Annotated in this window: 26 protein-coding genes and 2 pseudogenes; 18 read left to right on the top strand and 10 right to left on the bottom strand. The window is 69.4% G+C overall.

Translation table 11 applies throughout. The features are described 5' to 3' along the window. Nucleotides 1–12 precede the first annotated feature (12 nt). Nucleotides 13–1,416, bottom strand: coding sequence for a protoporphyrinogen oxidase (gene hemG, locus P5P27_RS08480; protein WP_278127251.1), 1,404 nt, complete (start codon nucleotides 1,414–1,416; stop codon nucleotides 13–15). Further along, nucleotides 1,413–2,441 (bottom strand): uroporphyrinogen decarboxylase, encoded by a 1,029-nt coding sequence (hemE, locus tag P5P27_RS08475; RefSeq protein WP_039867371.1) that lies wholly within the window; start codon nucleotides 2,439–2,441, stop codon nucleotides 1,413–1,415. Before hemE ends, hemG begins: the two co-directional genes overlap by 4 nt. Nucleotides 2,442–2,665: 224 nt before the next feature. Between hemE and P5P27_RS08470 the strand changes: the two genes are divergently transcribed. Together P5P27_RS08470 and P5P27_RS08465 are read left to right on the top strand one after the other, a co-directional pair. After that, nucleotides 2,666–3,307, top strand: a complete 642-nt coding sequence (locus P5P27_RS08470; RefSeq protein ID WP_081598103.1) for a DUF3000 domain-containing protein — start codon at nucleotides 2,666–2,668, stop codon at nucleotides 3,305–3,307. Next, entirely contained in the window at nucleotides 3,304–4,581 is a 1,278-nt protein-coding gene (locus P5P27_RS08465; protein WP_411815851.1) for a ribonuclease D, read from the top strand. The genes P5P27_RS08470 and P5P27_RS08465 overlap by 4 nt, the downstream gene beginning before the upstream one ends. 13 nt (nucleotides 4,582–4,594) lie before the next feature. On the opposite strand, the gene dxs is transcribed toward P5P27_RS08465, so the two are convergent. The 3 genes from dxs to P5P27_RS08450 form a co-directional block, all read right to left on the bottom strand. Further along, the gene (gene dxs, locus P5P27_RS08460; protein WP_062366874.1) at nucleotides 4,595–6,541 is read right to left on the bottom strand and encodes a 1-deoxy-D-xylulose-5-phosphate synthase; all 1,947 of its coding nucleotides are present in this window, start codon (nucleotides 6,539–6,541) and stop codon (nucleotides 4,595–4,597) included. Nucleotides 6,542–6,653: 112 nt separating this feature from the next. After that, on the bottom strand, nucleotides 6,654–7,940 hold the full coding sequence (locus P5P27_RS08455; protein WP_278127250.1) for a class I SAM-dependent RNA methyltransferase: 1,287 nt from the start codon (nucleotides 7,938–7,940) through the stop codon (nucleotides 6,654–6,656). Beyond that, on the bottom strand, nucleotides 7,937–9,991 hold the full coding sequence (locus P5P27_RS08450; RefSeq protein WP_045540238.1) for an APC family permease: 2,055 nt from the start codon (nucleotides 9,989–9,991) through the stop codon (nucleotides 7,937–7,939). The genes P5P27_RS08455 and P5P27_RS08450 overlap by 4 nt, the downstream gene beginning before the upstream one ends. A 78-nt stretch (nucleotides 9,992–10,069) precedes the next feature. Here P5P27_RS08450 and P5P27_RS08445 point away from each other — a divergent pair, with 78 nt between their 5' ends. From P5P27_RS08445 to P5P27_RS08425, 5 genes are all read left to right on the top strand, one after another. Continuing rightward, nucleotides 10,070–10,732 (top strand): potassium channel family protein, encoded by a 663-nt coding sequence (locus P5P27_RS08445; RefSeq protein ID WP_039867369.1) that lies wholly within the window; start codon nucleotides 10,070–10,072, stop codon nucleotides 10,730–10,732. Nucleotides 10,733–10,734: 2 nt separating this feature from the next. Next, the gene (locus P5P27_RS08440; protein ID WP_045540236.1) at nucleotides 10,735–11,397 is read left to right on the top strand and encodes a potassium channel family protein; all 663 of its coding nucleotides are present in this window, start codon (nucleotides 10,735–10,737) and stop codon (nucleotides 11,395–11,397) included. A gap of 132 nt (nucleotides 11,398–11,529) precedes the next feature. Next, nucleotides 11,530–12,033 carry an RrF2 family transcriptional regulator gene (locus tag P5P27_RS08435; RefSeq protein ID WP_006896345.1) on the top strand — a complete coding sequence of 168 codons (504 nt, stop codon included), beginning with the start codon at nucleotides 11,530–11,532 and terminating at the stop codon, nucleotides 12,031–12,033. 10 nt (nucleotides 12,034–12,043) lie between these two features. After that, complete coding sequence (locus P5P27_RS08430) at nucleotides 12,044–13,204, top strand: globin domain-containing protein (RefSeq protein ID WP_006896344.1); 1,161 nt, start codon at nucleotides 12,044–12,046, stop codon at nucleotides 13,202–13,204. 10 nt (nucleotides 13,205–13,214) lie between these two features. Continuing rightward, nucleotides 13,215–13,655 (top strand): hypothetical protein, encoded by a 441-nt coding sequence (locus tag P5P27_RS08425; protein WP_006896343.1) that lies wholly within the window; start codon nucleotides 13,215–13,217, stop codon nucleotides 13,653–13,655. 82 nt (nucleotides 13,656–13,737) lie between these two features. Here the strand turns inward: P5P27_RS08425 and P5P27_RS08420 are convergent, their stop codons facing one another. Beyond that, nucleotides 13,738–14,112, bottom strand: a complete 375-nt coding sequence (locus tag P5P27_RS08420; RefSeq protein WP_006896342.1) for an OB-fold nucleic acid binding domain-containing protein — start codon at nucleotides 14,110–14,112, stop codon at nucleotides 13,738–13,740. A gap of 71 nt (nucleotides 14,113–14,183) precedes the next feature. Between P5P27_RS08420 and P5P27_RS08415 the strand changes: the two genes are divergently transcribed. Next, nucleotides 14,184–14,897 (top strand): alpha/beta hydrolase, encoded by a 714-nt coding sequence (locus P5P27_RS08415; RefSeq protein ID WP_278127249.1) that lies wholly within the window; start codon nucleotides 14,184–14,186, stop codon nucleotides 14,895–14,897. Here P5P27_RS08415 and P5P27_RS08410 read toward each other — a convergent pair. After that, nucleotides 14,871–15,761 (bottom strand): DUF3710 domain-containing protein, encoded by an 891-nt coding sequence (locus tag P5P27_RS08410; protein ID WP_006896340.1) that lies wholly within the window; start codon nucleotides 15,759–15,761, stop codon nucleotides 14,871–14,873. The genes P5P27_RS08415 and P5P27_RS08410 overlap by 27 nt on opposite strands. Nucleotides 15,762–15,763: 2 nt before the next feature. Beyond that, on the bottom strand, nucleotides 15,764–16,246 hold the full coding sequence (gene dut, locus P5P27_RS08405) for a dUTP diphosphatase (protein ID WP_006896339.1): 483 nt from the start codon (nucleotides 16,244–16,246) through the stop codon (nucleotides 15,764–15,766). 42 nt (nucleotides 16,247–16,288) lie between these two features. Between dut and P5P27_RS08400 the strand changes: the two genes are divergently transcribed. Next, nucleotides 16,289–16,867 (top strand): DUF3093 domain-containing protein, encoded by a 579-nt coding sequence (locus P5P27_RS08400; RefSeq protein ID WP_006896338.1) that lies wholly within the window; start codon nucleotides 16,289–16,291, stop codon nucleotides 16,865–16,867. 86 nt (nucleotides 16,868–16,953) lie between these two features. Here P5P27_RS08400 and P5P27_RS08395 read toward each other — a convergent pair whose 3' ends face one another. Further along, entirely contained in the window at nucleotides 16,954–17,253 is a 300-nt protein-coding gene (locus tag P5P27_RS08395) for a DUF4193 domain-containing protein (RefSeq protein WP_006896337.1), read from the bottom strand. A gap of 278 nt (nucleotides 17,254–17,531) precedes the next feature. Between P5P27_RS08395 and cei the strand changes: the two genes are divergently transcribed. Next, nucleotides 17,532–18,221 (top strand): envelope integrity protein Cei, encoded by a 690-nt coding sequence (gene cei / locus P5P27_RS08390; RefSeq protein ID WP_006896336.1) that lies wholly within the window; start codon nucleotides 17,532–17,534, stop codon nucleotides 18,219–18,221. Nucleotides 18,222–18,241: 20 nt separating this feature from the next. Here the strand turns inward: cei and P5P27_RS08385 are convergent, their stop codons facing one another. Further along, on the bottom strand, nucleotides 18,242–18,787 hold the full coding sequence (locus P5P27_RS08385) for a LysR substrate-binding domain-containing protein (RefSeq protein WP_039867364.1): 546 nt from the start codon (nucleotides 18,785–18,787) through the stop codon (nucleotides 18,242–18,244). A 42-nt stretch (nucleotides 18,788–18,829) separates the two neighbouring features. Between P5P27_RS08385 and P5P27_RS08380 the strand changes: the two genes are divergently transcribed. The 8 genes and pseudogenes from P5P27_RS08380 to P5P27_RS20855 all read left to right on the top strand — a co-directional run bounded on the left by P5P27_RS08380 (nucleotide 18,830) and on the right by P5P27_RS20855 (nucleotide 24,485). After that, on the top strand, nucleotides 18,830–19,069 hold the full coding sequence (locus P5P27_RS08380) for an aliphatic sulfonate ABC transporter substrate-binding protein (protein ID WP_039867362.1): 240 nt from the start codon (nucleotides 18,830–18,832) through the stop codon (nucleotides 19,067–19,069). Next, nucleotides 19,066–19,932 (top strand): ABC transporter permease, encoded by an 867-nt coding sequence (locus P5P27_RS08375; protein ID WP_278127248.1) that lies wholly within the window; start codon nucleotides 19,066–19,068, stop codon nucleotides 19,930–19,932. The genes P5P27_RS08380 and P5P27_RS08375 overlap by 4 nt, the downstream gene beginning before the upstream one ends. After that, nucleotides 19,932–20,702 carry an ABC transporter permease gene (locus tag P5P27_RS08370; RefSeq protein WP_278127247.1) on the top strand — a complete coding sequence of 257 codons (771 nt, stop codon included), beginning with the start codon at nucleotides 19,932–19,934 and terminating at the stop codon, nucleotides 20,700–20,702. The genes P5P27_RS08375 and P5P27_RS08370 overlap by 1 nt, the downstream gene beginning before the upstream one ends. A 2-nt stretch (nucleotides 20,703–20,704) precedes the next feature. Continuing rightward, the gene (locus P5P27_RS08365; RefSeq protein ID WP_006896331.1) at nucleotides 20,705–21,514 is read left to right on the top strand and encodes an ABC transporter ATP-binding protein; all 810 of its coding nucleotides are present in this window, start codon (nucleotides 20,705–20,707) and stop codon (nucleotides 21,512–21,514) included. Between the two features lie 46 nt (nucleotides 21,515–21,560). Next, the gene (locus P5P27_RS08360; RefSeq protein WP_278127245.1) at nucleotides 21,561–22,631 is read left to right on the top strand and encodes an MBL fold metallo-hydrolase; all 1,071 of its coding nucleotides are present in this window, start codon (nucleotides 21,561–21,563) and stop codon (nucleotides 22,629–22,631) included. A gap of 65 nt (nucleotides 22,632–22,696) precedes the next feature. Then, nucleotides 22,697–22,966 (top strand): annotated as a pseudogene (locus P5P27_RS20865) (FAD-dependent monooxygenase); the annotation flags it as partial. 116 nt (nucleotides 22,967–23,082) lie between these two features. Further along, nucleotides 23,083–23,780 (top strand): annotated as a pseudogene (locus tag P5P27_RS20860) (FAD-dependent monooxygenase); the annotation flags it as partial. Between the two features lie 87 nt (nucleotides 23,781–23,867). Next, complete coding sequence (locus tag P5P27_RS20855; RefSeq protein ID WP_428832044.1) at nucleotides 23,868–24,485, top strand: aromatic-ring hydroxylase C-terminal domain-containing protein; 618 nt, start codon at nucleotides 23,868–23,870, stop codon at nucleotides 24,483–24,485.

Genomic DNA, 24,485 nt, shown 5'->3' with positions numbered 1-24,485 from the left:
TCGGGCGGAACGTCAGGTCCGCAGGTCGGCGGTGATTTCTCCCACGGCCGCATCCGCGGTGCCGATGCAGGCGGGCACTCCGACTCCGGCGTAACCGGACCCGGCGACCCCGATCCGGGAGGGCAGTCCGGCCACCGCCTCGCGCACTCGGGCGAGATGCCCCGGTGCGTAGTGCGGCAGTCCGTGCGGCCAGCGCTGCACCGCCGCGTCGGCGACCTGGGGCGCGGGCAGTCCGGCAGCGGCGAAGACCGTGCCGAGGTCGGCGACCGCGGCGTCGACGAGTTCGGTGTCGCTCGCCGTCACCGGGTCGCCGAGCCGTCCGAACGAGGTCCGCAGCGTCCGCACGTCACCGTGTCGCAGATGCGGCCACTTCTGGCTGCTCAGCGTGATCGCCTTTAGCCGGAGGCCGGCGTCGGTCGCGACCAGCACGCCGGAATGCTCGGGCAGCGGGGTCGCGGCGGGCACCGCGAGAGCCACGACGGCCGAGCCCGCGGGTGCGACCTCGCCGAACACCGCGGCCGCGGCCGGAGCCGCCTCCGACAGGAGGCGGGCGGCCGTCCAGATCGGAACGGCGACGATCACCGCGTCGTACTCCACCGCCCGGGGCTCACCCGAACCGGCGACCAGCACCGCGGCGCCGTCGGCGATCGGCCGCAGCCCGACCACCTCGGTACCGAGTCTCAGGTCGGCGCCCGCGGCCTCGACGAGCGCGGACACCAGTTCCCGATATCCGCCGGCGAGCGCGCCGAACACCGGGCCCGTTCCCCCAGCGCCGGCGTCGAGCACGGTCCGAACGGCGGCGCTCAGCGACGCAGCGCCCGCGTCGAGGGCGCGAGCCAGTGCGGGCACGGCTTCGCGCAGTCCGAGCTGATCGGCGAGCGCCGAGTACACGCCGCCGAGCATCGGGTCCACCCCGCGCGCCACCACCGACCGTCCGTACCGCTCACCCACCAGCTCCCCCACCGACGGATCGGCTCCGGGAGTCCACTCCAGCGGGGTCCGCTCCTCGGCCGCCATCCTCTCCAGGTCGTCGGCGGCCGCGAGATCCGCGAACGGTGCCGGACCCGCCGGGATGCCCATCAGAGCCGGGGCCGGGAGGTCGTGCAGCGCTCCCCCGGACCAGATCGCCGGCCGCATCGGTCCCGGGGCCACCACGCGGTCGGCCAGACCGAGTTCGGTCACCAGCGCCAGTGCTTCGGGACGGCGCACGATGAACGCCTCGGCGCCGACGTCCACCGCGGTACCGCCGACGGTGCGGGTGCACAGCAGGCCGCCCGGCCGGTCAGCCGCGTCGTAGACGTCGATCCGCGCCTGTGCTCCGAGCTCGCGCCGCAGGCGGTGGGCGGCGGTCAGACCGGATACACCGGCCCCGATCACCGCGACCCGGTTCCGGTCCCCCGACCGCCCGCCGGTCACAGCGAGTGAATGAGCTCGACCGCGCGCGTCACCACGCCGGCGTCGGTGTTCGGCAAGACGCCGTGCCCGAGATTGAAGATGTGTCCCGGGGCGCCCGCGTCGACGGCTCGCCGTCCGGCCGCCACCACTCGATCGATCTCGCGCTCGAGGACCGCGTCGTCGCCGGCCAGCAGAACCGTCGGATCGAGGTTGCCCTGGACCGCGACGCGGTGCCCGACGCGGGCCGCGGCCTCGTCGAGCGGGATGCGCCAGTCGACGCCGATGACGTCGGCGCCCACGTCGGTCATCGAGCCGAGGATCTCTCCGGTGCCGACACCGAAGTGGATGCGCGGCACCCCGTACTCGGCGACCTCCGCCATCACTCGAGACGAGTGCGGCGCTACGAACTCCTCGTACGCTGCCTTCGACAGCGTTCCCGCCCAGGAGTCGAACAGCTGAACGGCGTCGACGCCGGCGTCGAGCTGGGCGCGCAGGAACGCGATGGTGATGTCGGTGAGCCGCCCCATCAGCGAATGCCACAGCTCCGGCTCAGCCAACATCATCGCCTTGGTGTGCTCGTAGGTGCGGCTGGGTCCGCCCTCGATCAGATACGAGGCGAGGGTGAACGGTGCACCCGCGAAGCCGATCAGGGACTTCTCGTCGGCCAGTTCACCGAGGATCATGCCGATGGCCGCGGTCACGGCGCCGACCGAAGCGGGGTCCAGGCGTGGGATCGACGCCACATCACGCGCGGTCCGGATCGGCGAGGCGATGACCGGGCCCGTCCCGGCCACGATGTCCAGGTCGATCCCCGCAGCGCGCAGCGGGACCACGATGTCGGAGAACAGGATCGCCGCGTCGGTGTCGTGCCTGCGCACCGGCTGCATGGTGATCTCGGCCACCAGTTCCGGATCGAAGCAGGATTCGAGCATCCCGCGCCCGGCACGGATCTCGCGATACTCCGGCAGTGAACGGCCCGCCTGGCGCATGAACCACACGGGTCGGCGAGAAGGGGTGCCGCCCGTGGCGGCAGCGATCAACGGCATCCGGCCCGGCGAACGTCGGCCTCGAATCGAAGTCATACGGACAACTCTGCCATCATTGCCCGCGCCCGCCACCATCCGCGCACCGCCCGCGGCCTCCCTGTGCTCCGTCCGGGTGATATGCCGCACCCGTACCGGCGCCGGCGCGTGAGGCCGCTCACTTATCGTCGTTTCAGCTTGCGGCGCGCCTCCGCCAACTGGCAGGAGCGGGGGCCTAACCTGACGCCGTGACCACTTCTGGAGCCCCGAGCGAGCCCGCCGAATTCCGTGATGCGGTGGCTTCGCTCCACGACGCCGCCGTGCGCCGCGAGATCGAGATCGGCTCGATCCGCCCGCCGCAGCGCCTGGCGCCGTACAGCTACGCCCTCGGCGTCGAGGTCAGCCCGCCCGAGTCCGGCGATCCCGCGCTGGTCGCCGACGATTCCTCCGGCAGCGCCTTCGGCAGACTCGTCTTGCTGTACGACCCCGCAGGCCAGGAGGCGTGGAACGGAACCTTCCGGCTCGTCGCCTTCATTCAGGCCGAGGTGGAGGCCGCCCTCGCAGCCGATCCGCTGCTGCCGCAGGTGGCGTGGACGTGGCTGTCGGAGGCGCTCGGCGTCCCCGACGGCGCCACCGAATCCGATCCCCCGCTCGGGTCCGACGTACCGATGGTTCGGGCCCTCGGCGGCACGGTCACCGCCACCACATCTGTGCGATACGGCGACATCGCCGGCCCCCCGCAGGCGCACCAGCTCGAACTCCGCGCGTCGTGGACGGCCACCAGTCCCCGGCTCGCCGCGCATCTCGAGGCGTTCTGCGAGGTCCTCGCCTCGGCTGCGGGGCTGCCGCCGGCCGGGGTGACCGCGCTCGGCCCGGTCCAGTCCTCGTGACCGAAGCCTCAACCGGTTCGACCGGCGAACAGCCGCGGGTGGAACCGCGGGCCCAGCCCGAGCCAGCCGTCGCGCCCGACGTCATGCCACTCACTTCGCCGCGCGAGGGAGTCCCGCCGGTGCTCGCCACCGCGGACGAGTTCGCCGAAGCCGCACGCCGGCTGCGCGACGGCTCGGGCCCCATCGCGGTCGACACCGAGCGCGCCAGCGGCTACCGCTATTCGCAGCGCGCTTATCTGATCCAGCTCAGACGCGCCGGATCGGGCAGCTTTCTGATCGATCCGATCGCGCACCCGGACGCACTGGAGCCGATCATCGACGCCCTCGACGGGCCCGAGTGGATCCTGCACGCCGCCGACCAGGACCTGCCCTGCCTGCGCGAGCTCGGCTTCCGGACCGAGTCGTTGTTCGACACGGAGCTGGCGGGTCGGCTCCTCGACTTCCCGAAGGTCAATCTTGCGGCGATGGTCGCCGAATTCCTGCACCTCGGTCTCGCGAAAGGTCACGGCGCGGCCGACTGGTCGCGCCGACCGCTGCCGGCGGACTGGCTCAATTACGCCGCCCTGGACGTCGAGGTCCTCATCGAACTGCGCAACGCCGTCGCCGGCGCGCTGGACGAACGCGGCCGCGGCGAGTGGGCGGCTCAGGAGTTCGCCCACGTCCTCCGGCGCCCGCCCGCGCCGCCGCGCACCGACCGCTGGCGGCGGACGTCGAACATCCACAACCTGCGCACTCAGCGTCAACTCGCGGTGGTGCGCGAACTCTGGACGGCGCGGGAGGAGATCGCGCAGCGCCGCGACATCGCGCCGGGCCGGGTGCTTCCCGACTCGGCCATCGTCACCGCGGCCACGGCGAATCCGACCGATACCGCGGCCCTGACCAGCCTCCCGGTGTTCGGCGGACCGCGCCAGCGGCGTCAGGCCGACCGCTGGATGCGCGCCATCCGGAAGGCCCAGCAACTGCCCGAGTCGGACCTGCCTGCCAAGAAGACTCCGCAGGTGGGACCGCCTCCCTACAACCGGTGGGAGCAGCGCAATCCGGAGGCCGCGGCCCGCGCCGGCGCCGTGCGTCCGGTGGTCCGGGCGATCGCCGAGGAGGTCGGCGTTCCGCAGGAGAACCTGATCTCCCCCGACCTGCTGCGCAACCTCTGCTGGGAGGGTCTGGGCCCGAGCGCCGGCGCCGACGAGTGGCTCGCCGAGCGCGGTGCCCGACCGTGGCAGCGGGCCCTGGTGGCCGCACCGATCGACGCGGCCCTGGACGCGATCCGGCCCTGAGCCGGCTCTGCGTCTACCCGCTCGCGGTGGTGACGGGCGCGTTCAGTTCCACCGGCTCCTCCGGTCCCACCAGGGACACGTACCCGGATCCGGTCGCGATCGAGTCGGCGATCACCGAGTCGGCGATCCCTGCGGGAGTGAGCCCGCAGTCGGCGAGGATCGCCTCGCGCGAAGCGTGTGCGATGAACTCCTGAGGCACTCCCCGACGATGGACGGGAACGTCGACGCCCGCCTGCTCCAGCGCCGACTCCACCGCACTTCCGACACCGCCGCGCACGCCGCCGTCCTCGATGGTCACCACCGAGGTGTGCGTGCGGGCCAGGTCGGCGATCGATGCGGGGACGGGCAGCGCCCAGCGCGGGTCGACCACGGTGGCGGGAATACCGCGGGCGGCCAGGAGTTCCGCCGCCCCGATGCCGATCTCCGCCATTCCGCCGACGGCGACGATGAGGACCCCGCCCGGCTCGGCGGCCTCCACGAGAACGTCGACGCCGTCGCCGAGCCGCCGTACCGCCGGAATGTCGTCGGGCACGCGGCCCTTGCCGAAGCGCACCGCCGAGGGACCGTCGCCGATATCGAGGGCCTCGGCGAGTTCCTCGCGCAGCCGGACGGCGTCGCGCGGAGCTGCCACGCGCATCCCCGGAACGATCGCCAGCAGCGACAGGTCCCACATCCCGTGGTGGCTCGGTCCGTCCGGACCGGTGATGCCGGACCTGTCGAGCACCACCGTGACCGGCAGATTGAGCAGCGCGACGTCCATCAGCAGTTGATCGAAGGCACGGTTCAGAAAGGTCGAGTAGATGGCGAGGACCGGATGCATGCCGCCGAGCGCCAACCCGGCCGCCGACGTCATGCCGTGCTGTTCGGCGATCCCGACGTCGAACATCCGCTCCGGGTACCGCTCACCGAACGCGGCGAGCCCGGTGGGACCGGGCATCGCGGCGGTGATCGCCACCACCTCGGGTCGGCGGGCGGCCTCGCGCACGAGCGTCTCCGAGAACACCGAGGTCCAGTCGACCGGCGATTCGGCGAGCGCCCGGCCGGTGAGCGGGTCGATCTTTCCGGTGGAGTGCATCTGCTCGGCCTCGTCGTTCTCGGCCGGGGCGTAGCCGTTTCCCTTCCGGGTCACGGCGTGAACGATCACCGGACCGCCGAAGGCCTTGGCCCGCCGCAGCGCGGCCTCCATCTCGGCCAGGTCGTGCCCGTCGACCGGGCCGACGTACTTGATCCCGAGGTCGGCGAACATCGCCTGCGGCGAGACCAGGTCCTTGACCCCGCTCTTCATCCCGTGCAGCACCGCGTACGCGGCGTCGCCGACCATCGGGACGCTCTTGAGGGTGCGCCGGCCCGTCTCCAGGAAGCGCTCGTAACCGGGCTGCAGCCGCAGCGCCGAGAGATTGCGTGCCAATCCGCCGATCGTGGGCGCGTACGACCGCCCGTTGTCGTTGACGACGATCACCACCGAGCGGTCGCTGTCGGCGATGTTGTTCAGCGCCTCCCAGCACATGCCGCCCGTGAGCGCGCCGTCACCGACCACCGCGACCACGGTGCGGTCCTCGCCGCGCAGGGCGAAGGCCTTGCTGAGACCGTCGGCGTTCGACAGCGCCGCCGAGGCGTGCGAGGACTCGATCCAGTCGTGCGGGCTCTCGGTGCGGTCCTGGTACCCGGTGAGCCCGCCCTGCTCCCGCAGGGTGTCGAATCGATCCTTGCGCCCGGTGACGATCTTGTGGACGTAGCACTGGTGCCCGGTGTCGAACAGGATCGGGTCGGTCGGCGAGTCGAAGACCCGGTGGATCGCGAGGGTCAGTTCCACCACGCCGAGGTTGGGGCCCAGGTGTCCCCCGGTGGCCGCGACCTTCTGAATCAGGAACTGCCGGATGTCGTCGGCCAGCTCCGCCAGTTCCTCTGGCGAGCACGCACGTACGTCTGCCGGTGAGTCCACCCGATCCAGCACGCCCATCCGTAGTCCTCCTTCGCAGCCGCGACCGCCCGAGCGGCGTCGCATCAGACCCAGTCTACGGACTCGGGGTCTGAGCCCGGGATCACAGGACGCCGCAGGGTCACCGAGCCCCTCACCGCGTGAGAACGGCGACCGCCTCGATGTGATGGGTCAGCGGGAAGGCGTCGAAGGCCCGCCAGCCGCGCACCCGGTATCCGTGGACCGCGTACCGGCCCAGGTCGCGCGCGAAGGAGGCCGCGTCGCATCCCACGTGCACCACCGCCTCCGGACCCGCGGCGGCGACGCCGTCCACCACCGAGAGTCCGGCCCCGGCACGCGGCGGGTCGCTGACCACCACCTGCGGTGACCGCAGGCCGGCGAGGGTCTCGGCGACGCCGCCTCGATGAGTGGTCACCGGATCGGCGCCGAAGACCGCATCTGCGGCGGCGAGCGCGCTCGGATCGGTGTCGACCAGGTCGACGGATGCGACGTCGAGTCCGCGGCTCGGCCCAGCGTCGATCAGCGCCGCGCTGAAGACGCCCGCCCCGCCGTACAGGTCCCACGCGTGAACTGTCCCCGCGACGCCCGCCTCGGCGAGCAGATCGACCACGGCGGCCGAGTACACCTCGGGAGCGTTGCGATGTGCCTGCCAGAAGCCGGTCACCGGTATCCGCCAACTCCGGTCGCCGACGCGGTGGGTCACCGAACCGTCACCGACCAGCATGCGCAGCTCTCGGGGCGCACTGCGGGCCCCGCGCGATCGCTGGGCCCGGCGTCGGGCGGCGTCGCCGCGACGGCGTCCGCGCACATCGCCTTCCCGGGGCGCGGCGAGCTCACCCGCATGCCGCACGCCGTCGGTGCCCGCCATCAGCACGATCTCGGTCCCCGGCCGGGCACCGAGGCCGTCCACCTGCTCGAGCAGTCCCGCGACGGGTGCGACGCACGGCTCGGTGACGATCTCGGCCGACCGGCGTCCACGCAGGCCCGCCCGCCCGTCTCGGCCCACCGCGAGCCGCGTCCGGATCCGCCAGCCGGTGGACGCTCCGCCGAGCGGCTCCACGTCCGGGGGCGGCAGTTCGTCGAGGTCGAATCGGCCGATCCGGCGAAGGACGTCGGCGAGGGCGTCCGCGCCCAGCCTCCTCGCGTACGCCGGCTCGACGAAGGCGAGATCGCAGCAGCCGGCGCCGGCCACCGCGGCCGGACAGCGAGGGGCCACGCGATGCTCGGACGGGGTGAGGACTTCCTCCACCGCCGCCTTGGCGTAGCTGCTGCGCGAGTCGTCGGTGATGCGGGCGCGTACCCGCTCGCCGGGCAGGGCGCCGTCGACGAAGACCACGCGACCGTCCGACCGCGCGATACCGGCACCGCCGTTGGCGTACGCGGTGACCTCGAGGGTGAGCGGGCCGCCGGGGCGGCTCATCGGGTTCCGCCGTCCGAGGGGGAACCGGATCCGGGCCGCGGTTGCTCGTTGGCCGAGAACCCCCGGCGGGCGTCGCCCGGTGCGTGGTAATTGTGCTCCGCCCGCCGGGCCCGGTTCTCCGAGGAGTTCAGCTGCCACGGAACGGAGGTCACCATCACCCCGGGCTCGAACAGCAGGCGGCTCTTGAGGCGCAGTGCGGACTGGTTGTGCAGGATCTGCTCCCACCAGTGGCCGACCACGTATTCGGGGATGAAGACGGTGATGACGTCGCGCGGCGACTCGCGTCGCACGCGCCGCACGTAGTTGATGATCGGACGCGTGATCTCGCGGTAGGGCGACGCCAGCACCTTGAGCGGCACCGTGATGTCGCTCTCCTCCCACTCGCTGACGAGAGTGCGAGTGTCACGGTCGTCGACGTTGACGGTCACCGCCTCGATGGTGTCGGGGCGCGTCGCCCGGGCGTAGCGCAGCGCGCGCCGCGTCGGCAGGTGCAGCGTGGACACCAGGATCACGGCGTGGCTGCGGCTCGGCAGCACCTCGTCGGACTGGTCGGTGGCCTCGAGCTCGTCGACGATCCCCGAGTAGTGGCGATGGATCAGCTTCATCAGGCAGAACAGCACCACCATCGCCAGAATCGCCATCCACGCGCCGGCGGTGAACTTGGTCAGCAGCACCACCACCAGCACCGTCCCGGTCATCACCATGCCGATCGCGTTGATGACGCGCGAGCGCCGCATCCGCGAGCGCGCATCGGGATCGCTCTCGGTCTTGAGGTGGCGGGTCCAGTGCCGGACCATGCCGGTCTGACTGAGGGTGAAGGAGACGAAGACGCCGACGATGTACAGCTGGATCAGCGACGTGACCTCGGCCCCGAAGGCGACGACGAAGGCGATCGCGGCCAGTGCCAGGAAGACGATGCCGTTCGAGAACGCCAGGCGGTCGCCGCGGGTGTGCAGCTGACGCGGGAGGTACCGGTCCTGCGCGAGCACCGAGCCGAGCACCGGGAAACCGTTGAACGCGGTGTTGGCCGCGAGCAACAGGATCAGGGCGGTGACGACGGCGATGAAGTAGAAGCCCGGCGGGAAACCACGGAAGACGGCCTCGGCGAGCTGCGCGAGGATCGACTTCTGCTGGTAGCCGTCGGGCAGACCGCTCAGATCCTTCGCCGGATCGAGGACGTACTTCGCGCCGATCTTCTGAGCGAGCATCACGATGCCCAGCAGCAGTGCGATCGAGAAGGAGCCGAGCAGCAGCAGGGTGGTCGCGGCGTTCCTCGACTTCGGCTTCCGGAACGCGGGCACACCGTTGCTGATCGCCTCCACACCGGTCAGCGCGGCGCAGCCGGACGAGAACGACCGCGCGACGAGGAAGGCCATCGCCAGCCCCATCAGGTGCGGTTGTTCGGCGACGATCCCGAATCCCGAGGTCTCGGCCTCGACGGTGTCGCCGAGGACGAAGATCTTCACCGCTCCCCACCCGAGCATCAACAGCACGCCGACGATGAACGCATACGTCGGAATCGCGAGGACCGCACCGGATTCCTTGATACCGCGCAGGTTCACCGCGGCCAGCAGCGCGATGCCGAGGACGCAGAACCACACCTTGTGCTCGTGCACCAGCGGTACCGCCGAACCGATGTTCTCCGCGGCCGAAGTCACCGACACGGCGACGGTCAGCACATAGTCCACCAGGAGGGCGGACGCGACCGTCAGACCGGCGTTGGAGCCCAGGTTGACGGTGGCCACCTCGTAGTCGCCGCCGCCCGAAGGATAGGCGTGGACATTCTGCCGGTAGCTGGCGACCACCACCACCATGACGGCCGCCACGGCCACCGCCACCCACGGAGCGAGGGTGTACGCGCTGATACCGGCGATCGACAGGACCAGGAAGATCTCCTGCGGGGCGTAGGCCACCGACGACATCGCGTCAGAGGCGAACACCGGCAGCGCGATCCGTTTCGGCAGCAGCGTGTGACCGAGCCGATCACTGCGAAACGGACGCCCGAGGACCAGCCTCTTGGTGGCTACCGACACCTTTGACATCGTGGACACTCCGCAACATTAAGGCCCGAGGTCGCCCTCGCAACACCAGGGTGCGAATTCAATCGCGGCACAGTAACCTCGATCACCGTGCGCGTAATCATCATGGGTTGCGGCCGAGTGGGATCCGCCCTGGCAGGGGCGATGTCCGGACTCGGCCACGACGTCGTCGTCATCGACCGAGACGAGACGGCCTTCCGTCGTCTCGGCGAGGACTTCCGGGGCCGGAGAGTCTGCGGCGTCGGATTCGACCGGGACGTCCTCAAGGACGCAGGCATCGAGGACTGCGACGCCTTCGCCGCGGTGTCCTCGGGCGACAACTCCAACATCATCGCCGCGCGGGTCGCGCGGGAGACCTTCGACGTCGACCGCGTCGTCGCCCGCATCTACGATGCGAAGCGCGCGGCGGTGTACGAGCGTCTCGGCATCCCGACGGTCGCGACCGTCCCGTGGACCACCCAGCGATTCGTCGCCGCCCTCGGCGAGACCTCCAGCACGCCGGTCTGGACCGATCCGTCGGGCTCGGTGGTGATGGCCGTTCTGGACTTCCACGAATCGTGGGTCGGCACCGACGCGGGCAAGTTCCAGGAACTGACCGGTGCGCGGGTCGCGTTCCTGTCGCGGATGGGCAACACCGTGCTGCCCGATCCGCGGACCGTGATTCAGGACGACGACGTGCTCTACGTCGCGACCCTCGCCTCCAATGTCGACAACGCGCGCGCCGTCGCCGGCGCCGAGATGCCCCGGGAGTAACTGTGAAAGTCGCCATCGCCGGAGCCGGGGCCGTCGGCCGGGCCATCGCCCGCGAACTGCTCGTGAACGATCACGACGTGACGCTGTTCGAACGGAACCGCACGCACATCGATCCGGTCGCGGTACCCGGGGCCGACTGGGTGCACGCCGACGCGTGCGAACTGTCGGACCTGGAGCTGGCGCAGCTGCAGACGTACGACGTGATGATCGCGGCCACGGGAGATGACAAGGCGAATCTGGTGGTGAGCCTGCTCGCGACGACGGAGTTCGCCGTGAACCGGGTGGTCGCCCGCGTCAACGATCCGCGCAATGAGTGGCTCTTCAATGAGGACTGGGGCGTCGACGTCGCCGTCTCCACACCGCGGATGCTGGCCTCGCTGGTCGAAGAGGCGGTGACCGTCGGCGATCTGGTGCGAGTGATGACCTTCCGCCAGGGCCAGGCCAACCTCGTCGAGCTGACCCTGCCGAACGACACCCCGCTCGCGGGGAAGGCGGTGCGCCGCCTGCAGCTCCCGCACGACGTCGCGCTGGTGGCGATCATCCGCGGCCGGCGAGTGATCGTGCCCGAGTCGGACGACTCTCTCGAGGGCGGCGACGAGCTGGTGTTCATCGCACCGGAGGAAGCCGAAGAAGAGCTCCACCGGACGATCAAGTCACCCATTTAACTCCTACACGCTGTAGTAGCGGTAGGGACTTTCGTCCCCGGCTCGAAGGCCGAAAATACCTGTTTCCGCAGGTCATGAGAGGTCCGACACATTAATTGGAGTCCCGGGTTCCAATTATGTTCTGATCGATTCATGCAGCTGACACGGTTCACCGACATCGGCCTGCGGGTCGTCATGGCGCTGACCGCCGACCCGGATGCCAGCCACACCTCCAAGCAGATCGCGGCCGATCTGCAGCTGAGCTACACGCACGTGGCCAAGGTGGTCAGTCGACTGGCCGAACTCGGCGTGGTGCACTCGCGCCGCGGCCGCTCCGGCGGCCTGGGCATCACCGAGCTCGGCAGGCGAGCAGGCGTCGGCTGGCTCGCCCGTCATCTCGAGGGCGATGCCGAAGTCGTCGACTGCGAAGGCCCCGCACCGTGTCCCCTGCGCAACGCCTGCCGTCTGCGCCGCGCACTCGCGACCGCCCAGGAGGCGTTCTACACCAGCCTCGATCGGCTCAGCGTCGAAGACCTGATCGCCGATCCGACCGGAGCCCAGCTGCTGACGCTGCTGCCGACTCTCCGGTCCACCGATACCCCGCCGACCACGACCACCGTGGATGCGGCGGCTCCCGATTCAATCGCAGCGAAGTGAGGATAAATCGATGATCTCGTCGGATACGAAACTGGTGCTCGAAGCCACTGTCCCCGTCGTCGAAGCCGCGTTGCCGGAGATCACGCCGCGGTTCTACGACCGGATGTTCACCGCGCGGCCCGAACTGCTCCGCGATCTGTTCAATCGGACCAACCAGGCCACCGGCGGTCAGCCGCAGGTGCTGGCGGGTGCGGTCGCGGCCTTCGCCCGACTGCAGCTCGAGCCCGATGCCGGCCGGATGCGCTTCATCATCGACCGGATCGCCCATAAGCACGCCTCCCTCGGCATCGTCGCCGACCAGTACCCGATCGTCCACGAGCACCTGTTCGCCGCGATCGTCGACGTCCTCGGTGAGGCCGTCACCCCGGAGGTCGCGGCCGCATGGGACGAGCTGTACTGGGAGATGGCACACGTCCTGATCGGCCGGGAGACCGAGCTGTACCGGGCTGCCGGCGTCGAACCCGGCGATGTGTGGAAGTCGGCGCGCGTCGTCGAACGCGAGCAGGTGGCCCCCGACGCCGTGGCCTTCACGCTCGAGAGCCTCGACGGCGAGCCGCTCGGCGCATTCGTCCCCGGTCAGTACATCTCGGTCCAGGCGACGATGGACGACGGCGCGCGGCAGATCCGGCAGTACAGCCTCACCGGGTCGACCTCCGATCCCGCGTGGCACATCAGCGTCAAGCTCGACGGCGAGGTGTCCAGCCATCTGCACGAGCACGTCTTCGAGGGCGATCTCATGACCGTGAGCACGCCCTTCGGCGACCTCACCCTCCCCGAGGGAGACGATCCGCTGCTGCTGGCCTCGGCGGGGATCGGCTGCACCCCGGTGATCGGTCTGCTGAACCACCTGGTCTCCACCGGCGACACCCGTCCGGTCACGGTCCTGCACGCCGACCGCTCGCGCAGCAGGCAGCCGCACCGAGGCGACCTCGCACAGCTCGTCGATCGCCTCCCCCAGGCCGAACTGCTGCAGTGGTACGAGCACGGACTGGCGACCGACGAGGCGACGCGGATCGGGTATATGGATCTCGAGGGCGTCGACATCGCACCCGACACCACCGCGCTCCTGTGCGGACCGTCCGGCTTCCTCGGCGCGATCCGCGACGCCCTGCTGGAGCGGGACGTGCCCGAGGACCGCATCCACTACGAGTCCTTCAGCGTGATGAAGTGAGCGTGATCCGATGACCGTGACCCAGGCCCTGGCGACAGCCGGCTCCTTCATCTGGCTCGGCATGGTGTTCGGCATCTCGTTCATCGAGGCGCCGCTCAAGTTCCAGGCCCCCGGGATCACCATCCCGCTCGGCCTGGGTATCGGCCGCCTCGTGTTCCGCGCGCTGAACGCGGTCGAGGCGCTCTGGGCGATCGCACTGATCGTCGCGGTCGCCGTCGGCGACGACTGGTCGACGGGTACGTTGATCGGACTCGGTGTGGCGGCCGCGGCGCTGATCGTTCAGGTGGCGGCGATCAGGCCGGTGCTCTCCAAGCGCACCGATCTGGTCCTGGCCCACCCGGAGTCGGTTCCCGAACACCGCAGCACGGCGCACTACTGGTATGTCGGATTCGATCTGATCAAGGTCGCGGCGCTGATCACGCTCGGGACCTCGCTGCTGCTGAGCATCTGAAGTACTGCACGACGCGACGCCGGTCTCCACGGAGGCCGGCGTCGTCATGCTCACTCGGTCATGCGCTCACTCGGTCAGGCGCTCACTCGTCGGTGGCGTGCAGTTCGTAATAGGGGTTGTAGATCACCTTCATGCCGTCCGAGTTCGCCACCCGGCCGCGGATCGTCACCCGTCGACCGGGTTCGATGCCCGGGATCCGGTTCCGGCCCATCCACTTGAGGATCACCGTGTCGGTGCCGTCGAAGAACTCCGCGACCACACCGGTCTTGGTGTTGCGCGAACACGTCTCGACCGCGCGGAGCTCGCCGACCATCGTCGCCTCGTCGCCGCGGGCGCAGTCGACCGCGCGCTGCGCACCATGTGCCTGGCACTCGCGCTGGATGCGACCCTCTTCGATCTCGTCGAGATCTTCGGTCAGCATCCGTCCGAGCCGCTTGAGCAGACCCGAATTAGCCATCCCATCCTCCGCGGGGTGTCGCAATCGAACTCACTTGCAAACTCACCATACTACCCGTGCATGATTGAAGTATGACCACGCTGATCGTGATGCCGGGCACCGGGTCGGACGCCGATTACGCCGCACGGGTCTTCGGCCCCGCCGCCGCCTCGATCGGCGCTCGACTGGTGTCACTCGAACCAGAATCTGACCTGGTCAACAGCTATTCTACGCGCCTGGACCAGGTCGCCGCCGAAGGCGATGACCTACTCGTCGGCGGCATCTCGATAGGTGCGGCGATCGCCGTCGAATGGGCACTGCGATCACCGCTCGCGCAGCACTGCCGCGGAGTGCTTGCCGCCCTGCCGCCGTGGTCGGGCCCGGCCGCGGACTCACTCGCCGCGCTGTCGGCGCGGCTGACCGCCGACGCGATCGAACGCGACGGTCTGGCGGCCGCGGTGGCGCAGATGGTCCGGACCAGCCCCGCATGGCTCGGGGCGGAGCTGTCACGGTCGTGGCGCTCGCTCGCCGACCACGGACTGGTCGAGCAGTTGCGTGCCGCGGCCGCGCACGCCGCGCCCGCCGAGAGCGAACTGTCCGCACTGACGGTGCCGCTGGGCGTCGCCGCCGCCCCCGACGACCCGCTGCATCCCGTCGAGGTGGGACGGGCCTGGGCCGCGTATGCACCGCGGGCGGCGGTGCGCGCCGTGCCGCTCACCGAGTTCGGGCCGGCACCGCATCGGCTCGGCGACGCCTGTGCCGCCGCCTGGAGGGACGCGTCAGCGGCGGCGCCGGCGGAAGCGTGACATCGCCGAACCGCGCGACGGCGGCGCGGTGGGTGCCTCCTCCGGCTCCACTGCGGGCGGAGCCGACGTCTCCTCCGCTGTCGCCGACGGCGCATCCGCGTCCGGTTGATCGGAGTAGACGGTGGCCGAGGCGCTCTGCTCCACGGCGCCGCCGGGAATCACCTCCGGCACTCCGGAGTCGTCACCGGACGGCTGTGCGGGCAGCGGCTGCGAGGGGAAGGCTCCGGTCTCGGCGTCCACCCCGGCCTGCTCGGCCGCCTGCTCGGCCAGTTGCTGCTGGGCGGCCGCGACCTGTTCGGCGAGGACCGGCGGCAACACGATCGGCAGCAACTCCCGCGGCGGGCACGGTTCACTGCCTCGACGCACCACCGTCTCGGCGAGGACGGCGCGGGCGAGCTGGGCCAGCTGCACCTCGGACTCCTCGGGGCCGCTCGCGACGCAGCGCACCATCCAGCGAGGACCGTCGACACCGATGAACCGGTGACTGCCGCCGGGCACCCGGGCCACCACTTCGCGGCCCCAGTGACCGTCCTCGATCGAGGTCTGCGCTCCGTCGCTGCGGAGCGACTCGGCCAGTTCGCGCACCACTTCGCGCCACAGTCCCCCGCTGCGCGGGGCGGCGAAGGCGTGCAGTCCGATGCGGCCGACCGGCGTCACGAGGTAGACGGCCTCGGGCTCATGCGTCGCGGACATCTCGACGGTCACCTGCCCGCCCTCCACCACCGGCATCAGCAGGGAGCCCAGATCCAGATGGGAGTTCGCGAGTTCGGCGAGGGGCGTCGCCAGATCCGCGATGTCGTAGGGTCCCGCGGTGTCGCCGATCGAGTACTTGTCGCCCGCGGCGCCGGTCGCACGCTGTGCCATCGTCATCCCTCCGTCAGAATCGCGTGGCCGCCACTGGAGCCGTAGCCTCCGGCGCCGCGCTCGGTGTCGTCGAGTTCATCGACTTCGACCACGTCTGGCAACTCGACACGCTGCACGATCAGCTGGGCGATCCGGTCGCCGCGCGTGATGGTGATCGGAGCCTCCGGATCCAGGTTGATCAGGCACACCTTGATCTCGCCGCGGTAGCCCGCGTCGATCGTTCCCGGCGCGTTGACGATCGACAGTCCCGCGCGCGCCGCCAGACCGGAGCGCGGATGGATCAGTCCGACGGTGCCGTACGGCAGCCCGATCGCGATACCGGTCCCGACGAGCTGACGACGTCCCGGCGCCAGCACGAGGTCGGTGGCGGCGTACAGATCGATGCCCGCATCGCCCGGATGGGCGCGCACGGGAAGCGGGAGGTCGGGATCGAGTCGGCGGATTCGCAACGGCGGATACGTATCGGGCGTCACTGGCGTGGTCACCCCCGCAGACTACTAGGGCGCTACCGCATTAGGCTTGTCCGCGTGACGCAAGCAGCCTCGACACCCGCCCCGCAGCAGGACCGCTACAGCGAGCGCCTCATCGTCCCGTGGTGGTGGTGGCTCGCCGGCCTCGCCATCACCGCGATCTTCGGCTACGAGGTCCAACTCGCCGCCTACCGGGAGCCGTGGAGCGTCGTCGCCTATCCCGTCATCGCGGCCCTCATCGGCTGGGGACTGTATTCGATGGGGCGGACGCCTGTTCGCGTGGACGCGAACGGCTCGCTGCACGCGGGGAAGGCCATGCTGCCCAGCGAGGTGATCGCCCGCGGCGCCACGGTCTCGGCGGCACAGCGCAGCGCGGCCATGGGCAGGCAGCTCGATCCGGCAGCGTTCGTACTCCATCGCACCTGGGTCAAGACGATGGTGCTCGTGGTGTTGGACGACCCCGACGACCCGACGCCCTACTGGCTCATCTCGACCCGCCATCCCGATCGGGTGCTGGCCGCCCTGGGCATGGGTGACGCGGGCCGCGTCCCCGGTCAGGAACCCGCAGACCGGGAGTCCGGAGATGAGGAGTCCGGAGATGAGGGTCACGGAAAGGACGACGCCGCGCAGGGCTGAGCCCTACGCGGCGCACGGGGGTCGCGATTCACCGACCGCGGTCCGGGATCACCGGAGCCGCGGTCGGTTCGCGGCACAGGGGTGCATCAGGCGCAGTCGACGCAGATCATCTCGTTGCCGTGCTGTTCGGCGAGACGGTTGCGGTGGTACACGAGGAAGCAGCTCGAGCATGTGAACTCGTCGTCCTGCTTCGGGACCACGCGCACCGACAACTCCTCGCCCGACAGGTCCGCGCCCGGCAGTTCGAACGATTCGGCGGTGTCGCCCTCGTCGACATCGACGTCGGCGGACTTCGCTTCATTGCGGCGAGCCTTCAGCTCCTCCAGCGAGTCCTCCGCGATGTCGTCGTCGTTGCTGCGGCGCGGAGCGTCGTAATCGGTTGCCATAGTGTGCCTAACCTGGGTTCTGTAGGTGTGGATGCGGATTGCTGTGGGAGAACACACTTGTGGCCTCGTTCCCCCGGCCCCCACATCGTCGCGCGATGATGTTGGGCGCCCGAATTCTAGGTGCACCCACCCCGGAAGTCAACCACTCGTCGAATGCGCCGGTCAGAGGCACCGAACTCGACTTATGAGGGCGCGCCGGACACCTTCCCGCACCGTCGTCGCGGAGCCCTCTACAGTGGTCGGCGACCCCTGATTCCGGAAGAAGGTGCTAGAGCGTCTTGGTCTCGAAGATCGCCACCGGCTACACCACCGATGTGAAGGGCCGTCCGTTCCGGCGCCGCCACCTGATGCCCGCCCTCATCGTCGTCGCGGTCCTCGCCGTGGCGGCCATCACCGCCTGGTCGGTCGCGCTGACCGGCGGCGGTGACGAGGCGCGCCCCACGGACTGCAACATGCCCGAGGCCGCGTCGCCGTCGGACCGCTCCGGGGCACCGGCGACGCCCCCGCCGAATCTGAAGCCGGTCAGCTCCACCGAGATGCTCAGCGTCGCGCCGGCGGGTCTGTCGACGTTCAAGGTGCGCGTCTTCAACTCCGCCGCGCCCCGCGGTTCGGCGCGTTCGGTGAGCGACGATCTCGTGGCCGAGGGGTTCACCCCCGGCGATCCCGCGTACGCCGACGACACCGTCTACCCCGACCAGAATCTGCATTGCGTCGCTCAGATCCGATTCGGTCAGGCCGGTCAGGCGGGCGCGGCGGCGGTGTGGCTCGCCGCGCCGTGCGCTCAGTTGGTCGACGACGGCCGCACCGGTACCGACGTCGACCTCGCACTGGGCGAGTACTACACGCAGGGACGTCCGACTCAGGATTCGCAGGCCGCACTCGAGGCCCTGCGGTCGGTGGACCCGAAGAACCCGAAGACGGCGATCGATCGATCACTCATCGAAGCGGTGCACAACCAGGCCTGCTAGCGGTCACGGCGCCGCCGCGGTCAGATGGCGGCGTCGGCGACCGCCTGATCGATCACCTGGAACAACAGATCGAGACTGGGTGCGGGCTGCATCTCGGCGGACCAGACCATCGCGGCGCGCAACGGCGGGATGTCGAGGGCCAGATCGATCGCCGCGACCTGCCCGCCGACCACCTCGAATCCGTCACGCGGCAGCAGCCCCACGGCCATGTCCGCGGCGATGAGCGGCAGCGCCGTCTGGAGAGTCGACACCTGCTGGATACGGGCGGGGGTCACGTCGTTCCGTCGCCAGAACTGATCGGTCAGCTCGTCGAGCCCGGGGAATCCCTGAATCGCCGCGGGCACGATCCACGTCTCCGACTCCAGATCACGCAGGCCGGCGACATGCCGACCGCTTGAGACCACCAGGACCAGGGGCAGATCCACCAGGAATCGGACGTGGAGTCCGGGGAATGCGGAGGCCAGGCGGGAGACGTCCGCGGTGGCGACGAATCCGACGTCCGCCCGACCCTCCGCCACGATGCCGAGGACTCCGGCCGGGTCGGGATCGGAGAGTTCGACCGACACGTCCGGAGCGCGGGCCCGTTCGCCGAAACCAACCCGGAGCTGGTGAAAGCGTTCGTCCGGGCGGTCAACCGCGCCGATCTCGTCGCAGCGAAGGATCCCGCAGCGGTGGGCGCCGTGCTGGAGAAGTACGGAAAGCTGCCGCCACAGGTCTTCGCCAAGATGCGTCTCCCCGTCTACACGGACCAGATCAGCGCCGACGCTCTCCAGGGCACCGCGGACCTCATGAACCACCTCGGCTTCACCTCGAAGCCCGTCGATACGAAGGAGATGATCTGGCCGTGAGTCAGCTCGTCACCGTGACCGACTCCACCTCGGCCACGACCATGCACCGGCCGATCCGGCGATGGGTGCGGACGATCAACGCATCTGCCGAGTCCCGTCTCGGACGATTCCTCTACGGTGCCGGCGCCGTCGCCCTCGTCTTCGCCGTGTGGCAGGTGCTCTGGTCACTCGGCGTCCTGCCGGCCACCGCACTGCCCTCCGCAGGCCAGATGCTCGGCGCCTTCCTCGACCTGCTCGGATCGGGAGCCTTCTGGGCGTCCGTCTGTTCGACGGTGTCGATCGTGATCCTCGGTCTCGTGGTCATCATCGTCATCGCCGCGCCGCTGTCCATCCTCCTCGGCCTGTCGCGATTCGCCGAGGAATCGACCTGGCTCGTCGTGGAGTTCCTCAAACCCATCCCGCCGGTGGCCCTGATCCCGCTCGGTCTGCTGCTGTGGGGCCCGACGCCGGGAATGAAGATGGTCCTGATCGTGTTCGGCGCGATCTGGCCGCTGCTGACCCAGCTGGTCTACGGCGTCCGTGAGGTGAACGCCACCAGTCTCGACATGGCGCGCAGCTACCACCTCGGTTGGTGGCTCACCACGAGCCGAATCGTCATTCCGTCGATGACGCCGTTCGCGATGACCGGCTTGCGGATCGCGGCCGCCATCGCACTCATCATCTCCATCGTCACCGAGATGATCGGCGGCGCCGCAGGTCTGGGCCAGGACATCGTGGTCGCTCAGTCGGCAGGCGCGATCAAGGAGATGTACGCCCTGATCTTCGCCGCGGGCCTGCTCGGGCTCCTGGTCAACACCGTGTTCAAGGCAGCCGAGAAGCCGCTGCTGTTCTGGCACCCGAGTCACCGAGAGGAGGCGAAGTGATGAAGACCGGTCGTCTCTGGCGGGCGATCCTCCTTCGCGCCTGGCTGCCCGCCGCATTGGTTCTGACCTGGTGGTTCGCCTCGGCGACGAGTGAATCGCTGTACTTTCCCTCCCTGAAGACCATCCTCACCACGATGTGGGACGACCTGATCGTCCACGGCATGCGGACCGACGTGGTCCCCAGCGTGGAGAAGTTCCTCATCGCCGGCGCACTGGGGATAGTCTTCGGACTGCTGATCGGGCTGTCGCCGGTCCTGCGTGCCGCGTGCGAGCCGATCATCCAGTTCCTGCGCTCGCTGCCGCCTCCCGTTCTGCTGCCGATCGGCCTGCTGGTCTTCGGCATCGGTCCGGCGATGAACATCTCGATCATCGTCGTGGGTGCGGTCTGGCCGACCCTGCTCAACACCATCGACGGAGTTCGATCCCTCGACCCGCTCGTCAAGGACATGTCGCGGTCGTACCGACTGACGCTCCCGCAATACATCCGGTACGTTCTGCTCCCGCATGCCGGCCCCGCCATCTTCGCCGGCCTGCGCACCACTCTGCAGATCTCGATCATCCTGATCGTCGTCTCCGAGATGGTGGCGTCGACCAACGGCATCGGCTTCTACCTCCTGAACTCCCAGCAGACCTTCGCGGTCCCGGAGACCTGGGCGGGCACCGTTCTGCTCGGCCTGCTCGGATACCTCGCCAATCTCGTCTTCGTCCGCATCGAGAAGTACGTGCTGCGCTGGCAGTACGGCATGCGGGCCCTGAACGCAAAAGGATGATCATGTCTGTCGACGCCACCGAAACCGATGTCACCGCACCGACGACGCTCATGGAACTGCGCGACCTGCGCAAATCCTACGGCGATGTCCAGATCCTGGCCGGAATCGACTTCACCGTGCGCCGCGGCGAGTTCGTCTGCGTGGTCGGCCCCTCGGGCTCGGGCAAGACCACCCTGCTGCGGTGCATGGCCGGCCTGCTCGCACCCACCGACGGCGCCTGCCTGTTCGAGGGTGACACGGTGACCGGACCGCCCGCGAAGCTGGCCGTCGTCTTCCAGGACTACAGTCGCTCCCTGTTCCCGTGGCTGAGCGTCGCCGACAACATCGAACTTCCGCTGCGCCGCACGGTCCGCAAGGCCGAGCGCGCGGTCCGGATCGATTCGGTTCTCACAGCGGTGGGCCTGGCGGGCAAGCACGACCTGTACCCCTGGCAGATGTCGGGCGGCATGCAGCAGCGCGCGGCGATCGCCCGGGGTCTCGCATATCAGCCGGATGTGCTGCTGATGGACGAGCCGTTCGCCGCCGTCGACGCGCAGACCCGCATCGAACTCGAGGACCTGGTGCTGCGTGTGCGGAAGGACTTCGACACCACCATCGTCTTCGTCACCCACGACATCGACGAGGCCGTGTACCTCGGTGATCGAGTCATCGTCCTCTCCGGTGCTCCGACCCGAGTGACGCGGAACATCGACGTCGATCTACCGCAGCCACGGGACCAACTCGAGACCAAGACGCTGCCCGCGTACGCGAAGTACCGCACCGAGGTCTTCGAGCTCATCCAGGCCGCGCAGTCGCACGCGAGCATCGCCTGACCACCCGAAACGCCAGCAGGAGAAAGCCCTCTAGGAGAACGCCGCCATGACAACTCATCAGCCTCTCGACAACGCCCAGGCCACCGCCTATCGCACCCGGGTCACCCTGCTCGGCACCTCCGGCGGACCGCCGTGGTGGGACGGATCGGACCGCGCCGGCATTTCGACCGCGATCACGGTGAACGACTCGGTGTACCTGATCGACTGCGGTGAGGGGTGGGGTCCCCGGTACCGCAAGGCCGGTCTCGGCCCGGCCGGATTCCAGAAGGGTCTCGACGACCTCCGCGGCGTGTTCATCACCCATCACCACTCCGACCACATGGTCGACTATCCGAACCTGTTGCTCCTCGCCTGGCACAACGGTTCCGACGGTCTCCGGCAGCCGGTGCAGGTCTACGGCCCCGGCGATCGTCGCGTCCTGCCGCCGATCTTCGACGAGACCAATCGGGATCCGATCCCCGAGGTCTTCAATCCGGAGTCGCCGACACCCGGTCTCGAGGAGTCGACGGCCAGGCTGCTCCAGGCGTACGCCCTCGACATCAACGACCGGATGCGCGACAACGCCAAGCAGGATCTGCGCGAGATCTTCGAGTTCCACGACATCGTGCTCCCGGGAACGACCGGCGACGACCCCAACGGCGACCCGAGTCCGGCGATGGAACCGTTCGAGGTCTATGCGGACGAGAACGTCCGGGTGACCGCCATCCTCGTCGACCACCGGCCGATCTTCCCGGCCTTCGCCTTCCGCTTCGACACCCCGGACGACTCGATCGTCGTCTCGGGCGACACCGGCGTGTGCAGCAATCTGGTGACGATCGCGGACGGCGCGGACATCCTCCTCCACGAGTGCATCGACATGGACTGGGTGGACTCCCTGCTCGGGCCGAACTCCGCCAGACCCGACCCCAACCTCATGCAGCACATGCTCGCTGCGCACACCGCGATCGAGGAGGTCGGCGCTCAAGCCGAGGCCGCGGGCGTCGACACCCTGGTCCTCACACACCTGGTGCCGGGCAATACGCCGGTCGAGAAGTGGCAGCAGGCGCAGCAGGGGTTCTCCGGCCACCTGGTGGTGGGAGAAGACCTCATGCATTTCGGTCTCGGCGAGCCCCGCTGAACCGCCCGCCGGCGCACGACCGCAGCACATCGCACAGGCATCAAATCTCACAGGAAGGCCAGATCATGGCTGTTTTCAACGACGGCATCGCCGCAACCGAGGTGCCCGAGGGGGACATCGTCGAGACCGATGTCCTGATCGTCGGTTCCGGACCCGGAGGCGCGTCGGCAGCGCTGTTCCTGTCGACGCTGGGCATCCCGAACATCGTGATCACCAAGTACCGCTGGACCGCGAACACGCCCCGAGCGCACATCACCAACCAACGCTCGATGGAGGTCTTCCGGGACATGGGCATCGAGGATCAGGTCCTCGCCGAGGCCACTCCCCACGAGTTGATCGGCGACACCGTCTTCTGCACGTCGATCGCAGGCGAGGAGATCGGCCGGATCCGAACCTGGGGCACCCGCCCCGACCGCGAGGCGACTACCGGCTCGCCTCGCCGTGCCTCACGGTGGACATCCCGCAGACCTACCTCGAGCCCATCCTGGTCCGCAACGCGACCGTCCGCGGAACGCAGACCCGCTTCTCCACCGAGTATCTCGGCCACTCGCAGGACGAGAACGGCGTCACCGTCGACGTGCGGGACCGTCTCACCGGCCAGGAGTACCGGATCCGCGCGAAGTACCTGATCGGGGCCGACGGCGCCCGCTCACGCGTGGCCGAGGACATCGGTCTGACGTTCGAAGGCGCGATGGACATCGCCGGATCGATGAACATCTCAAAGCCGACATCGCCTCCCTGGTTGACCATCGACCGAGTGTTCTCTACTGGGTGATCCAGCCCGGATCGAATGTCGGCGGCATCGGAACCGGACTGGTGCGCATGGTGCGCCCGTGGGACGAGTGGCTCATCGTATGGGGCTACGACATCAACCAGCCGCCGCCGGATCTGGACGACGAGATGGCCACCGGCATCATTCGCGACCTGCTGGGGGTGCCGGATCTCGAGCCGGAGATCACCGGCTACAGCCTGTGGGGCGTGAACGAGATGTACGCCACCGACCTGCAGAAGGGCCGGGTGTTCTGCGTCGGCGACGCCATTCATCGGCACCCGCCGTCGAACGGTCTGGGGTCCAACACCTCGGTGCAGGACTCGTACAATCTGGCCTGGAAGATCGCCGCGGTTCTGCGCGGGCAGGCGGCACCGTCGCTGCTCGATTCCTACACCGCCGAACGCGCCCCCGTCGCCGAACAGATCGTCACCCGGGCGAACAAGTCGGCGCGAGAGTTCTCCGACATGTTCACCGCACTCGGCGTCGTCGGTCTGGAGGGCGACGAGATGGCCGCCGCGATCGCCGAGCGGAAAGCCGACTCGCCGGCCGGTGAGGCGAAACGGGCTGCCCTCGTCAAAGCCATGAACACCAAGAACTACGAGTTCAACGCGCACGGGGTGGAACTCGGCCAGTTCTACCGTTCGGCTGCGATCGTCTCCGACGGCACCGAGCCGCAGCCGCCGGCCGGGCGTGAGGATCGCGATCTGTACTACGTCCCGTCCACGTCGCCGGGTGCACATCTGCCCCACGCCTGGGTCGGCGACAACGTCTCGCGCAAAGCGATGCTCGACCTGGCGCCGTACGATCGCTGGACCCTCGTCACCGGCGTCGCGGGCAGTCCGTGGACGCAGGCGGCCGACGCCGTCGCCCGCGAGCTCGGAGTACCTCTGGAAGCAGTCGTGATCGGTCCCGGCCGCGACGTGACCGATCTGTACTACGACTGGGCGAAGCTCCGCGAGGTCTCGGAGTCCGGGGCGCTCCTCGTGCGGCCCGACAAGCACATCGCCTGGCGCTCGAACCAGCTGCCCGACGACCCGACCCGCGAACTGTCGACGGCGATGCGAACGGTCTTGGGGCGCTGA

This window comes from Gordonia sihwensis (assembly GCF_029632925.1).
GTDB lineage: Bacteria > Actinomycetota > Actinomycetes > Mycobacteriales > Mycobacteriaceae > Gordonia > Gordonia sihwensis.
The sequence above is the reverse complement of the archived record's forward strand: the minus strand, read 5'-3'. Positions and strand labels throughout refer to the sequence as shown.

Coding starts and splice junctions, on each gene's coding strand:
- hemE (WP_039867371.1), bottom strand. CDS start 2,441: ATGCCGTTGATCGCTGCCGCCACGGGCGGCACCCCTTCTCGCCGACCC.
- dxs (WP_062366874.1), bottom strand. CDS start 6,541: ATGGGCGTGCTGGATCGGGTGGACTCACCGGCAGACGTACGTGCGTGC.
- P5P27_RS08455 (WP_278127250.1), bottom strand. CDS start 7,940: ATGAGCCGCCCCGGCGGCCCGCTCACCCTCGAGGTCACCGCGTACGCC.
- P5P27_RS08435 (WP_006896345.1), top strand. CDS start 11,530: ATGCAGCTGACACGGTTCACCGACATCGGCCTGCGGGTCGTCATGGCG.
- P5P27_RS08430 (WP_006896344.1), top strand. CDS start 12,044: ATGATCTCGTCGGATACGAAACTGGTGCTCGAAGCCACTGTCCCCGTC.
- P5P27_RS08425 (WP_006896343.1), top strand. CDS start 13,215: ATGACCGTGACCCAGGCCCTGGCGACAGCCGGCTCCTTCATCTGGCTC.
- P5P27_RS08420 (WP_006896342.1), bottom strand. CDS start 14,112: ATGGCTAATTCGGGTCTGCTCAAGCGGCTCGGACGGATGCTGACCGAA.
- P5P27_RS08415 (WP_278127249.1), top strand. CDS start 14,184: ATGACCACGCTGATCGTGATGCCGGGCACCGGGTCGGACGCCGATTAC.
- P5P27_RS08410 (WP_006896340.1), bottom strand. CDS start 15,761: ATGGCACAGCGTGCGACCGGCGCCGCGGGCGACAAGTACTCGATCGGC.
- P5P27_RS08395 (WP_006896337.1), bottom strand. CDS start 17,253: ATGGCAACCGATTACGACGCTCCGCGCCGCAGCAACGACGACGACATC.
- P5P27_RS08370 (WP_278127247.1), top strand. CDS start 19,932: ATGAAGACCGGTCGTCTCTGGCGGGCGATCCTCCTTCGCGCCTGGCTG.
- P5P27_RS08365 (WP_006896331.1), top strand. CDS start 20,705: ATGTCTGTCGACGCCACCGAAACCGATGTCACCGCACCGACGACGCTC.
- P5P27_RS08360 (WP_278127245.1), top strand. CDS start 21,561: ATGACAACTCATCAGCCTCTCGACAACGCCCAGGCCACCGCCTATCGC.
- P5P27_RS20855 (WP_428832044.1), top strand. CDS start 23,868: ATGTTCACCGCACTCGGCGTCGTCGGTCTGGAGGGCGACGAGATGGCC.